This is a genomic window from Rhodococcus sp. NPDC058521, from assembly GCF_042719695.1.
Taxonomy (GTDB): Bacteria; Actinomycetota; Actinomycetes; order Mycobacteriales; family Mycobacteriaceae; genus Rhodococcus_F.
In genome coordinates, this window is sequence record NZ_JBHXNL010000003.1 from 65,091 (window position 1) to 78,007 (window position 12,917).

The 12,917-nt window shown below is 65.0% G+C and carries 11 protein-coding genes; 9 read left to right on the top strand and 2 right to left on the bottom strand.

Annotated elements, in window-relative coordinates:
- Positions 1 to 10 precede the first annotated feature (10 nt).
- The 5 genes from ACFWO3_RS06695 (at position 11) to ACFWO3_RS06715 (ending at position 5,892) form a co-directional block, all read left to right on the top strand.
- Positions 11 to 907: an ABC transporter ATP-binding protein gene (locus ACFWO3_RS06695; RefSeq protein ID WP_378575191.1), complete on the top strand. Its 897-nt coding sequence runs from the start codon at positions 11 to 13 to the stop codon at positions 905 to 907.
- Positions 904 to 2,100: an ABC transporter permease gene (locus ACFWO3_RS06700; protein ID WP_378575193.1), complete on the top strand. Its 1,197-nt coding sequence runs from the start codon at positions 904 to 906 to the stop codon at positions 2,098 to 2,100. The genes ACFWO3_RS06695 and ACFWO3_RS06700 overlap by 4 nt, the downstream gene beginning before the upstream one ends.
- Positions 2,101 to 2,144: 44 nt before the next feature.
- Positions 2,145 to 3,644 (top strand): carboxyl transferase domain-containing protein, encoded by a 1,500-nt coding sequence (locus tag ACFWO3_RS06705; protein ID WP_378575196.1) that lies wholly within the window; start codon positions 2,145 to 2,147, stop codon positions 3,642 to 3,644.
- Positions 3,645 to 3,733: 89 nt separating this feature from the next.
- Positions 3,734 to 4,792, top strand: a complete 1,059-nt coding sequence (locus tag ACFWO3_RS06710) for a DUF2867 domain-containing protein (RefSeq protein ID WP_378575198.1) — start codon at positions 3,734 to 3,736, stop codon at positions 4,790 to 4,792.
- A gap of 89 nt (positions 4,793 to 4,881) precedes the next feature.
- Positions 4,882 to 5,892, top strand: a complete 1,011-nt coding sequence (locus tag ACFWO3_RS06715) for a hypothetical protein (protein ID WP_378575201.1) — start codon at positions 4,882 to 4,884, stop codon at positions 5,890 to 5,892.
- 10 nt (positions 5,893 to 5,902) lie between these two features.
- On the opposite strand, the gene ACFWO3_RS06720 is transcribed toward ACFWO3_RS06715, so the two are convergent.
- Complete coding sequence (locus ACFWO3_RS06720) at positions 5,903 to 6,580, bottom strand: GPP34 family phosphoprotein (protein WP_378575204.1); 678 nt, start codon at positions 6,578 to 6,580, stop codon at positions 5,903 to 5,905.
- A 41-nt stretch (positions 6,581 to 6,621) separates the two neighbouring features.
- Positions 6,622 to 7,608, bottom strand: a complete 987-nt coding sequence (locus ACFWO3_RS06725) for an ABC transporter substrate-binding protein (RefSeq protein WP_378575207.1) — start codon at positions 7,606 to 7,608, stop codon at positions 6,622 to 6,624.
- Positions 7,609 to 7,740: 132 nt separating this feature from the next.
- Between ACFWO3_RS06725 and ACFWO3_RS06730 the strand changes: the two genes are divergently transcribed.
- The 4 genes from ACFWO3_RS06730 to ACFWO3_RS06745 all read left to right on the top strand — a co-directional run bounded on the left by ACFWO3_RS06730 (position 7,741) and on the right by ACFWO3_RS06745 (position 12,884).
- A complete protein-coding gene (locus ACFWO3_RS06730; protein ID WP_378575209.1) occupies positions 7,741 to 9,648 on the top strand; it encodes a propionyl-CoA synthetase in 1,908 nt (635 codons plus the stop codon).
- 60 nt (positions 9,649 to 9,708) lie between these two features.
- Complete coding sequence (locus ACFWO3_RS06735; RefSeq protein ID WP_378575211.1) at positions 9,709 to 10,422, top strand: response regulator transcription factor; 714 nt, start codon at positions 9,709 to 9,711, stop codon at positions 10,420 to 10,422.
- Positions 10,419 to 11,780, top strand: coding sequence for a sensor histidine kinase (locus ACFWO3_RS06740; protein ID WP_378575214.1), 1,362 nt, complete (start codon positions 10,419 to 10,421; stop codon positions 11,778 to 11,780). The genes ACFWO3_RS06735 and ACFWO3_RS06740 overlap by 4 nt, the downstream gene beginning before the upstream one ends.
- Before the next feature lie 132 nt (positions 11,781 to 11,912).
- Positions 11,913 to 12,884, top strand: a complete 972-nt coding sequence (locus ACFWO3_RS06745; RefSeq protein ID WP_378575216.1) for a helix-turn-helix domain-containing protein — start codon at positions 11,913 to 11,915, stop codon at positions 12,882 to 12,884.
- The last annotated feature ends 33 nt before the right edge of the window (positions 12,885 to 12,917 follow it).

Sequence of the window (12,917 nt, forward strand, 5' to 3'; positions counted from 1 at the left end):
CAGGAGCACCATGTCCGACAACCTCACGATCGATTCGATCTCGAAACGTTACGGCGAGGTCGTAGCGCTCGATCAACTCAGCTTCGACGTGCGCCCCGGCGAGATCTTCGGATTCGTCGGCAGCAACGGCGCAGGCAAGACAACGACGATGCGCATCACTCTCGGAGTCCTGTCCGCGGATTCCGGAGAGGTACGCCTCGGCGGCAAACCCGTCGATCTGGACGTACGACGCACAATTGGATACATGCCCGAAGAGCGTGGCCTGTACCCCAAGATGAAGGTGGGCGCACAGCTCGCATACCTTGCGCGGCTGCACGGCCTCTCGGATTCGGAGGCAAAGAGCGCCGTCGAGCGCTGGACCGAGCGTCTCGGCATCTCCGAGCGGGTCGGCGACACCGTCGACTCGCTGTCACTGGGAAATCAGCAGCGCGTCCAACTCGCAGCCGCACTAGTCCACGATCCGGCCGTTCTCGTCCTGGACGAACCGTTCTCGGGACTCGACCCGGTGGCCGTGGACGTGATGAGCGAGGTGCTGGTCGAGAAGGCTCGAACCGGCGTACCGGTCATCTTCTCCAGCCACCAACTCGATCTCGTTCAGCGTCTGTGCGATCGGGTCGGCATCATCGCAGCAGGACGCATGAAGGCAGTCGGCACCGTCGACCACCTGCGAAGTGGCGGCGCGGCGCACCTACACGTTCACGCACCCGAAGCACCTGTGGGCTGGGCTCACCACCTGACCGGCGTCACGACAGTCAGCCACATCGAAGGGCGCACCGTCCTGGAACTCCAACCAGGAGTCGACGACCAGGAGGTGCTGCAAGCGGCCTTGAAAACCGGTCCTGTTCACGAGTTCTCGTTGAACCGCCCATCCCTCACCGACATGTTCCGAGAGGTTGTCTCCGCATGAGTGCACCCATGAACCCCGTCAATGCCGTTGCGTTGGTGGCCAAACGCGAATTCATGACGCAGGTGACGAAGAAGAGCTTCGTGATCAGCAACATCGTCATCCTGATCGCGATCATCGGTGGCATCGTCGCCTACTCGATGTTCTCGGGCGGCGACGACGAGAAGTCGACCATCGGTCTCGCCGGACCGCAGTCGCTCGCTCCCACTCTTGTCGCTGTGGGGGATTCGGTCGGCACAGCGGTCGAAGTGACCGAAGTGGCCGACGAAACGGCCGCTCGCAGCCAGGTCGAGAACGGCGACCTCGACGTGCTCCTGGTCCCGGGTGACGGCGGAGCCTACACCGCAGTCACCGAATCGGAGCTCGGCAGCGGCCTGAACACGGTCGTCGATGCCGCTGTCGCACAACAGGCACAGAGCACCGTTCTTGCCTCGCAAGGCGTGGATGCGGCCGCTTTGGCCGAATCCACCAGCGGAGCAGTGGTCACTGTCGAAGCGCTCGATCCCCCGGACCCTGAAGCCGGCCAACGTGTCGCACTGTCGGTGGCAGTCGTGTTTCTCCTGTACATGCAGATCATGATGTTCGGTCTCTACGTGGCTATGGGTGTCGTGGAGGAGAAGTCGAGTCGCGTCGTCGAGCTCCTGTTGTCGACCCTACGACCGCTGCAGTTGCTGTGGGGCAAGGTGATCGGAATCGGAGCGGTCGGGCTACTCCAGCTCGCCCTCTACGGCGTCGCGGGAGTCGGCGCGGGACTTGCCACCGGGGTTCTCACGTTGACGGGCACGGCTTTCGGCGTGCTGTTCGGGACACTCGGCTGGTTCGTTCTCGGGTTCGCCTTCTTCGCGGTGCTCTATGCGGCCGCCGGCTCGATGGTCTCGCGGCAGGAGGACGTCAACTCGACGGCGTCGCCTCTCATGGTCCTGATCATGATCATGTTCATCAGCGCGTTCTCCGCCGTCGGAAACCCGGACGGAACCCTGAGCAACGTCCTGAGCTGGATTCCGCCATTCTCGGCAACCCTCATGCCGTTGCGGATCGCCGCAGGCGTCGCTTCCCCCGTGCAGGTCGTGAGCACCATCGTGCTGATGCTGGCCGTCACCGCGGCACTGAGCGTTCTCGCCGCCAAGATCTACCAGCGGTCGATCCTGCGAATCGGAAAGGTCGTCTCGTGGAAAGAAGCGCTCCGCGCCGGATGATTTCGCTCCGAACGATCCGGGGCTGCCCGCGATAGCCTCACCGTATGACGGCGAAGATCTCGGCAAACGACATTCTCGATCTCGTGCTCGACCCCGGCAGCTATCGTTCCTGGGACAGTGCCCCCGTCGACACCCGGCCGGACGAGAAGTACCGCGCCGATCTCGAGAAGGCCACCCGCACGTCGGGTGTCGACGAATCGGTGATCACGGGCACCGGGACCGTACGCGGGCGCCCGGTGGCCGTGATCGCCTGCGAATTCGCCTTCCTCGCAGGTTCGATCGGCGTGGCGGCTGCCGAGCGAATCGCGTCGGCGATCGAGCGGGCAACCGCGGAGGGTCTTCCAATCCTGGCGTCCCCCACGTCCGGTGGCACCCGTATGCAGGAAGGCACCGTCGCCTTCGTCCAGATGGTCAAGATCGCCGCTGCAGTCGCCGCGCACAAGGCCGCGCACCTTCCCTACCTGGTCTATCTGCGACACCCCACCACCGGTGGGGTGTTCGCATCGTGGGGGTCGCTGGCACACATCACGCTCGCACAGCCGGGCGCATTGATCGGGTTCCTCGGCCCCCGCGTGTACGAGGCGCTGTACGGAGAACAGTTCCCCGAAGGGGTCCAGGTCGCCGAGAACCTGTACCGCAACGGCGTCATCGACGGTGTGGTCGAGCCCGGTCGCCTTCGCTTGCTGGTCCACCGCGCCTTCCGCGTCCTCGTCGACGCACCGGACGACCTGCCGATCGCGCAGGATCGCGAGGACACGATCCCCGAGGCACCGGCATGGCAGTCCGTGCTGATCACGCGCAGGCGCGACCGTCCCGGCATCCGACAGTTGTTGCGTCATGCCGCGACCGAACAGGTGCCCCTCAGCGGCACCGGACAGGGCGAGACCGACAAGACGATCCTGTTGTCGCTCGCGCGTTTTCGAGGTTCTCCGTGCATTCTGCTCGGACAGGATCGGAGCGGGCAGTCGGCCACGGTCACCATGGGTCCTGCCGCTCTGCGCGAAGCGCGACGCGGCATGCGTTTGGCAGAGGAACTGCAGTTGCCGCTCGTTCTGGTGATCGACACTCTCGGGGCGTCGCTTTCGCAGGAAGCAGAAGAACGCGGGCTGGCACCGGAAATCGCACGCTGCATCGCCGACCTCGTCACGCTGCGGACTCCGACGGTGTCGGTATTGCTCGGTCAAGGCTCAGGCGGTGGGGCCCTCGCCTTGCTACCGGCCGATCGTGTCCTCGTCGCTCAGCACGGATGGTTGGCGCCGCTGCCGCCGGAAGGTGCCAGCGCAATCGTGCATCGCGATACCGCCCACGCACCCGAAATGGCTGCGGCACAAGGAGTCCGTGCACTCGACCTCTTGCGCGACGGCGTGGTGGACGCCATAGTTCCCGAGCGTCCCGACGCAGCCGACGAACCGGTCGAGTTCTCCAAACGGGTCGGACGGGCGATTGCCCGGGAACTACGCGACCTCACGAGCCTGACGGAAGACCAGCGATCCGCCGCCCGGATTGCCCGCTATCGCAACCTCGGTGTGCCGAGCGATTCCTGATCCTCCCGGAGAAGGACTGTACGGCGTCGTATAACTCGCGCTACACTCGCATTATACGAAGACGTATAACAGCCACTCGAGGAGCAACCATGAGCTTGCCCACCGAAGCCCACACCACGCTGCCCTGGCGCATTCACGACATCGCTCCCGATTTCGACGTCTACGACGTCTGGGCACTCCCCACCCCCGGCGGACCCGGTGACTTCCCACGCCTGAAACAGCAGTTCCTCAGCGGTGACATCGCGAACAATCCGTCGTTCATCGCACGCGGCCTCTTCGCGATCCGATGGCGCCTCGGAGACATCTTCGGCTGGGACGACGAGGCGACGACCGTCGGCGAACGCGTGCCCTCGCTCCGTGAACGCCTTCCCGACGATCTGCGCGACGTTCCGGTGGTGAATCCAACGGATCTCCCGTTCACCACGGTGTTCGAGACAGAGAACGAATGGGTCGCCGAAATGGCGAACCGCACCGTGCACTGCGTCATGCACATCGGCTGGGTGCAGGACGCAGACGTGCCAGGAGGGTTTCGCGGCCAGATGGCTGTGCTGGTGAAGCCGAACGGACTGTGGGGGCGCGCGTACATGGCCGCCATCGCGCCCTTCCGGCACCTGCTGGTCTATCCGCCATTGATGCGCGGAATCGCGAACGACTGGGCGAAAGGTCATGCACCGGACGTCGTGAGCACCGAAGGGCTCACCGAGATCCCGGATCCGGTCCGGAGCCGACTTCGGACGACACTGGTCGACTACGTGGACACCACTTCGCTCGCTGTTCGGTCCGACCAGCGGGCCGACTGGTGGGCGCGCACCATGTTCGAGGAACTGATCGCCACGGCAGGACGTGAACTGGTCTTTCGCGTGATACTCGGACTGAGACCGGAACCCGGTATCGCCGGCTGGCGGATCGTCGAGAACTCGGCGGAAGCCGTGGCCCTCGTCAGATCGGGCAATCGGATGGCATGCGAAATGTATGTGATCACCACCGAGGACGCGGTTCACCTGGCACTCGCCGTTCGCACGCGAACTCGGTCGGGTGCCGCGATCTGGCAGCGGGTTGCACGGGTACACCGCGCATTCGGCACCGAGCTTCTGCAGAAGGCGTGGCAGCGGGAACACGCCGAGTCCGCTCCGACCTCTCGGGTGTGAAACATCGATCTCCGAGCGACAACCGTATTGTCCGACTCTCCGCCTAGACTTGTCCGACAGCAGTCGAAGGTCCGGGAGGAGACACTCGAATGACCGATCAGGGGTTCCGTTCCGTTCCACAGCCCCTTCCCGGGCCGGCCGTCGATCCGGGCCGGGCCCAGCGCATCGCCGAGGTGGAGCGCGACTGGGTCGACGGCTGGGACATCACGCTGAGATCCCCCGAGGACGACAGGCTGGCCAGAGAGCGGCTGGCCGCTCAGCTGGTGGCCGTCCGCGATTGGGCGCAACCCCACACTCCCCTTCCCGAGGCTGTCCCTCCCGGCGAGTGGCTCCGAAAGAATCAGGCGGTGCTCTGGTTGGCCACGTGCGTCGGAGTGGTCGCCTTGCTTGCCGACCTCGCTGTCGGAGCCGCCGTGGTGGCGTTGTCCGCGATCGCCATCACGATTGCGTACAGGGCCGCCACATCGAGGTGGAACCGGCGGCTCGCGGTGGAGAAGGAGAACAATGTCCGACGCGGACCACTCGATCTGAGTATCGACCAGCGCAAGACCAGCCGCGGCGCCCGGTTGAAGTTCACCCACGACGAGCTGAACCTCATCCTTCGAGCCAATTCGCTCGTCGCCGACATTCGACGTAACCGCTCGTGGCAGAGCGAGTTCCTCGACACCCATCGCGTGCGCCTCAACCTCGACGAGGAGCTCCGGCAGGTCGTCAACGAGGTCACCAAACTTCATGCACTTCGCCTCAAGGCGGGCGCCGAACCGCCACCGCATTCGCCGGCCTGGAACACCTATCGGCATCACCAGAACCTGTTCGAGCAGTCCGAGTCCGCACTGCGCACCCGGGTCATCGTGCTGAGCCTCTATCTGGACGATCTGCGGAAGTTCGACGGCTATCTCGAACAGCTCGACCAGGTCAATCTCCTCCAGGAGGTGGACCTCGAGATCTCGGGACTCTACATGGGCATCGAGCACTCGAACATGAGCTCCCAGCAGACTGCGTCGATGTCCGAAGAGCTCGCGATGGCACGGGAGGCCGTCACCGCGATCATCGGTTCGTTGTCGTCGAGCCAGAGCTATCTGCAGGGCTTACCCCGATAGCTGCGTTGGATCAGTTGCTCGTACCCGTCACGATGGGTGCCGTCGTCACGCCCGCGATCACCGCACCGTTCACCGCCTCGACAGCCTTGCGCACGGCCTTGCCCGCCCATTCACCCTCGGCGATCTGTTTCGCCCGCGCCTTCACGTCGCGGCGACTGGCCGTGGGGAACAACTTCGGGGCGGCATCGACTGCGGAGAGCAGCGACACGATTGCCGCGGTGCGCGACGTCGGCATCACGTCCTCCACGACAGCCGCTTCGATCTCGCCGAACAGTTGACGAACCCGACCGCCGTCGGCCTGCGGCCACGACAACGTCGGGAAAACTCGAAGGACTCGCCCGTGCTCTTCGCGAACCCAGCCGTCCGCCACAGCTCGGGCCGCGACCACGTCACGAATCCCCTTGCTGATCTTCTCGATTGCTCGCTCGGGCTTCATGGGACGGCCGCCACCCACGATCTCCACACCGCGGCTGAGAATGCGATCGTCGGGCTGCACGTCCTGACGAAGGACGAGACGCCCCTTGCGCACGCTCTCGCCCTTGTCGGCCGGAGTGGCCACGCCCACGAGCGCGAGTTCGAGCAGAACCGCACCGGCGAGGACGCGAGGGAGTTTGGCGCCGTCCACGATCGGCTTTCCGGTTCGTTCGTCGAGCAACAGCAGGAAGAGGTCCTCCGCGAGCAACGGCATTGCGCCACCGTACGACGCTTCTGCCCGAGCTGCAGCGGTCTTTACCGCCCTGCAACCGCTTCGAGTTGTGGCGTGATCTTGTCCAGCCCGTATTCGAGCGAAAGACTCGACGGAGTGTTGAATGCGACAACCGTGGGGTAGTCGACGACTGCCAGTCCACCGCCCTTCACGGCGGGCAGATCGGAGAATCCCGGCAACGCATCGAGGCCCTCGCGGGTCCCCCCGTTCGGCAGTAGGACGACGAGGTCCGCGGTCAGAGCATCGACACGCTCGGCGCTGAGCATGATGCGACCTCCACTCACTCCACCTTCCTCCATCAGGGTGGGCGGCAGCGTCATACCCAATCGCCGGAACGTCTGTGCGGCACCGTCCTCGGGGTCTGCGACCAGTACGAATTGGCTGGTGCCGAACATGAACTGGGACAGCACGGCCGTCTTGCCTTCCAGGCCCGGGAGGCGCTGGGCGAGAGCCTCGATGTCACCATTCCGCTCGGCGATGATCTGATCCGCTCGGTCTTCCTCGTGGAGGATTCGACCCAGCACCGCAATCTGCTCTTCCCATGGATCCACGCCGGCATCGGTGATCGACGGGACCGTCGGGGCCACGCCCGACAATTGGTCGTAGGACGACGGGTTCAGGTTCGTGGACGTCGTCAGAATCAGATCCGGCGCATAGGACGCGATCTGCTCGACCGGCGGCATGGCACCGATCATCGCAGCCGAGCGGTCGAGTTCCTCGGCATCCTCGCTCACGTCCTGCTGCCATGGGTACAGACCGCGATCGTCGCCCTGATTCGCGGCGGACAGATATGCGACCGGTTGAACTCCGAACTCGAGCAGGGCGTCGACCCATTGACTGCCGCCCGCAACGATGCGCTCGGGCACACCCTCGACCGTGGTGCTGCCGAACGAATGCTCGACGACCGTTGCCTCGCCGGAAGAATCGTCACCGCCCGAGTTCCCGGACGAACACGCACTCATGACCAGTGCGCCCATCAACGCGACAGCCGCCCACTTCGCTCTGCGCATCGCGCAACCTCCACCCAGTGAATTAACCAAGGCTATCCTTATACCACGTGGGCGGAGGTTTACAGTTCGAATCCTCCACACGGGCGACCTATACAGTGGCCGTCGTCACAGGATTCGGCGAGAGGGCGACACGTGAGCGCACCGCAAGGCACGTACCAGCAGAGTTACCGGGAAAGCATCGAGAACCCCGGAGGCTTCTGGCTCGACGCCGCCGAAGGGGTCGAATGGTCGAGAAAGCCGACCCGCGCACTCGACGATTCCGAGCGGCCAACCTACAGGTGGTTCCCGGACGGCACGATGAACACCTGCTTCAACACTCTGGACCGCCATGTCCGAGACGGCCGTGGCGACCACATCGCCTTGATCCACGACTCGGCCATGACCGGGGAGGTCCGCAGGTACACGTATTCGCAACTGCTCGACGAAGTCGCCCGGTTCGCCGGCGTCCTCACCGAGCAGGGCGTATCCGCGGGCGACCGGGTCGTCGTCTACATGCCGATGATTCCCGAGGCGGCGATCGCGATGCTCGCCTGCGCCCGAATCGGGGCCGTGCACTCCGTGGTCTTCGGCGGTTTCGCCGCCAAGGAGCTCGCCGCCCGGATCGACGACGCACAACCCGTCGTCCTCGTGACAGCATCCGGAGGCCTCGAACCCGGACGAACCGTCGAGTACCTACCGATAGTGCGGTCGGCACTCGACCTGGCGAGTACACCCCCACACACCGTTGTCGTCAAGGCGCGCAAGGAAATTCCCGGTTCAGCTGCCGACTACGGGACCGACGGCGGCGCGTGGTTCGACTGGGACGAATTGGCCGCGGATGCTCCGTCGGTGGGCCCGGTGACCGTCGGCGCCACGGATCCGCTCTACGTCCTCTACACATCCGGCACCACGGGTAAGCCGAAGGGCGTCGTCCGTGACAACGGCGGACACGCAGTGGCACTCACGTGGTCGATGAAGAACATCTACGACATCGGTCCGGACGACGTGTGGTGGACGGCATCGGATGTCGGCTGGGTCGTCGGCCACTCCTACATCGTGTACGGACCGCTGTTCGTCGGAGCAACCACCGTGATGTACGAGGGAAAACCGGTGGGAACCCCGGACGCGGGAGCGTTCTGGCGGGTGATCGCGCAGCACCGGGTCGCGGCACTGTTCACCGCGCCCACAGCGATTCGCGCCATCCGCAAGGTCGACCCGGGCGCGAAGGAACTCGAGAAGCACGACATCTCCACGCTGCGCACCCTGTTCGCCGCCGGTGAGCGACTCGACCCCGATACCTACGAGTGGGCGAGCAGAACCCTGTCCGTACCCGTCGTCGACCACTGGTGGCAGACGGAGACGGGCTGGGCGATCTGCGCCAACCTTCGTGGCCTCGAACCGATGCCGATCAAGGCCGGCTCCCCCACCGTGCCCGTACCTGGCTATCGGGTGGAAGTGGTCGACCCGTCCGGACACCCGGTGGCCGCGGACACCGAGGGAAACATCGTGATCGGGTTGCCGATGCCGCCCGGCACACTGACGGGTCTGTGGCGCGACGAGAGTCGATTCTTCGCCTCGTACCTCGCGACCTTCGACGGCTACTACCTCACCGGAGACTCCGGATACCTGGACGAGGACGGGTATCTGTTCGTTCTCGGACGCAGCGACGACGTCATCAACGTTGCCGGCCACCGTCTTTCGACGGGCAGCATCGAGGCCGTGGTGGCCTCGCATCCCGCGGTGGCCGAATGTGCGGTGGTCGGGATTCACGACGAGGTCAAGGGACAGCGCCCGAGCGGGTACGTCGTTCTGGAGTCGGGTGTCTCGATCACACCCGCAGTTCTTCGCGAGGAATTGGTGTCGATGGTTCGTGAGCAGATCGGTGCCGTGGCGACGTTCCGGGACGTCACGGTGGTGGATGCCCTACCCAAGACACGATCGGGAAAGATTCTGCGAAAGACCATGCGCCAGATAGTCGACAACGAGGACTACACGGTTCCGTCGACCATCGAGGACGCAACCGTGCTGAACAGGTTGGAGGAGCGCCTCCGCCGCCTGTGAGTGATCGACGAGTCTCTGGACTCGTGGGCCACTCACAGAGAGGGAAGGCACAATGCAGGAGTGACCGATTCACCGACAGTTCTGGTCGTCGACGACGACGAAGACGTACGGACCTCCCTCGAACGCGGGCTGCGCCTGGAGGGGTTCACCGTGCTGACCGCCGTGGACGGGGCCGACGCACTGCGCGTGATCAACAGCGATCAACCCGACGCCATGGTCCTCGACATGAACATGCCCGTCCTCGACGGCACAGGGGTGGTCACCGCGCTGCGGGCGATGAACAACGACATACCGATCTGCGTCCTCAGTGCACGCAACACCGTCGACGACCGGATATCCGGCCTCGAATCAGGTGCGGACGACTACTTGGTCAAGCCCTTCGTTCTCGCCGAACTGAGCGCACGTGTGCGTGCGATGCTTCGCCGCAGGACCACCCCTGCCCCGGTCTCCGACACATCCGGAAACGGCGCCGAACCGTTGCGAATCGGTTCACTCGAGATCGACCTGGCCGGCCGCAGAGTTCGAGTGAACGGAACCGAGACGACCCTCACCAAACGTGAGTTCGAACTGCTCGAAGTACTGGCGCGGAACACCGGAATCGTGCTCAGCCGAGAACGACTGCTCGAACTCGTCTGGGGTTACGACTTCGTGGCCGACACCAACGTCGTGGACGTGTTCGTCGGATATCTGCGGCGCAAGTTCGAGGTCGACGGGACGCCGAGGCTTCTGCACACCGTGCGTGGCGTGGGCTTCGTACTCCGGGAGCAGCCGTGAGTACGAGAACCACCGAACCACGCGCGCGCAAGCGCTCGTTCTCGCTGCGGACCCGTGTAGCCGCGGCGACGGCGCTGGGAGCCACGATCGTCGTCGCGGCTCTCGGCATATTCGTGTCGATGGCGATCAGTCGCAACAACCTCGCACAACTGGACCGGCGCCTAGAAACAGCGTCGGACGTCCTCGTGCCCAACGCGGCGACCGCCGGGTTGTTCCTCGGCGCACTCGGCGACGAGGGGGCGTTCGCCATCACGATCCGGTCCACGACGGGTGATGTCCTCGTCAGTACGCCGACCCGATTGCCGCAGCTCGAACTCGGGTGGTCCACCGCCGAGGTCGACGACACCAAGTACCGCGCGTTCACCGCCCAGGTACCCGTCCTCGGCACCTATGTCTCGCTCGCCGTGCCCTATTCGGAAGCCCAGGACATCACGAGCGAACAGAACCGTCAGGTCGCGCTGGTGGCGGTTATCGCGGTGACGTCCGCCACCGCCCTGGGGTGGCTCTTCGGCGGACGAGCGGTTCGCCCGCTCGTCGACCTCACGCACCGAATCTCGCGCCGTGACCCGCAGCTGATGCCTACCGCTTCCGGCGCGCGCGAAGCGGACGAACTTGCTGCGGCGGCGGAATCGATGTTGCGTGACGTCTCGGAAGCACAGACTGCCACCAACGCCGCCCTCGCGACCGCACGAGATTTCGCCGCCGTGTCCGCCCACGAGATCCGTACCCCGTTGACGGCGATGCGCACCGACATCGAAGTCCTGCAAGCCCACGAACTCTCCCCCGAACAACGATCCGAGATCCTCGCCGACCTCGCCCGCTCGCAAGGCCGCGTCGAGTCCACACTCAGTGACCTCGAAAGGCTTGCTCGCGGCGAGTTGTCCAGCGACAGCGACCTCGTGGACTGCGACCTCGGTGAGATCTGCGACCTGGTCGCGGACGACGCCAAGCGAACCCACCCCGACATCGGTGTGACGATCGACGCCGCGAACCTCACGCTGCGCGGGCTGCCCGGCGGACTGCGACTCACCCTCGGAAACGCCATCACGAACGCCGTCCGGCACGGCGGCGCCCGAACCGTTCACATCACCCTGGCACCTGCCGGAGACGGCGCCGTTTTCACCGTCGACGACGACGGAAACGGCGTCCCCGAATCCGAACGCACCATCGTGTTCGAGCGATTCCAACGCGGCGCGCACGCCACCAAGAGCGGTTCCGGGCTGGGGTTGGCGCTCGTCGCGCAGCAGGCTGCGCTGCACGGCGGCCGCGCGTACTTCACGGACAGTCCTCTCGGTGGGGCGCGCCTGGTCGTCACCCTCCACGAGAATCCTGGCAGTCTCTCGACACCCCGTGCATGATTCCGTTCGCAATGTGAATCCCGCGAACGAAATCGATCAACGCTCTCTTCATCGTCTTCATGCATTCGATCCTGTGGGGTTCGCACCTTCTGCGACAGTGGCGTGAATGACCATCTTCGATAAGATCGTGCCATGAGCGATTCCGCCCCCGGATCGGTGGCAGTTCTCGCGTACGACGGGATGACCCTCTTCGAGATCGGGATCGTCGTCGAAGTGTTCGGACTCTCCTGGTCCGACGTCGATCAGCCGTGGTACGACCTGACCATCTGCACCGAAACTGCAATGGCGGTGAGAACGCTCGGCGGTGCTACGCTCGCCACCCCACACGGCCTGAGCACCCTCGCCGGCGCCGACACCGTGGTGATCCCGAGCGTCGCGGACCCTCGCGCACGTACCTCACCAGAACTGACCGAAGCGTTGCAGGCGGCCCACGCCCGTGGCGCACGGATCGTCTCCATCTGTTCCGGTGCCTTCGCCCTCGCCGACGCCGGCCTTCTGGACGGTCGCCGCGCAACCACTCACTGGCGCTACGCATCCCTGTTACGCGATCGTCGACCATCCATCGAGGTCGACCCCGATCCGCTGTACGTCGACGACGGAGACATCCTCACGAGCGCCGGATGCGCGGCAGGCCTCGACCTGTGCCTGCACATCGTCCGCACCGACCTGGGCGGCACTGTTGCCAATCAGGTTGCCCGCCGGATGGTGGTCCCACCACATCGCGCGGGTGGGCAGGCCCAGTACATCGAGGCACCGATGACCAACGACCCGGACGACGAGGCACTCGCCAGAACACTGGAGTGGGTCGACCGAAATCTCGACAAACCACTGCGAGTCGCCGATCTCGCGCGCGAGGCAGGCATGTCGCTGCGCACCTTCATTCGCCGGTTCGGCGCGGCAACCGGCACCAGCCCGAACCAGTGGCTCACGGACCGCCGCATCCAGCGCGCAGTGGAGCTGCTCGAAAGTACAGACGCCTCGATCGAACACATCAGCGCGGCGACGGGCTTCGCGAGCCCGGTCACCCTCCGGCATCACTTCACCGCCAGGACCGGAACCAGCCCGACCGCATATCGACGGACCTTCCGCGCCGCACCCGCTTGAAGCGAAGAAGCCCCGCATCGCCATGCGATGCGG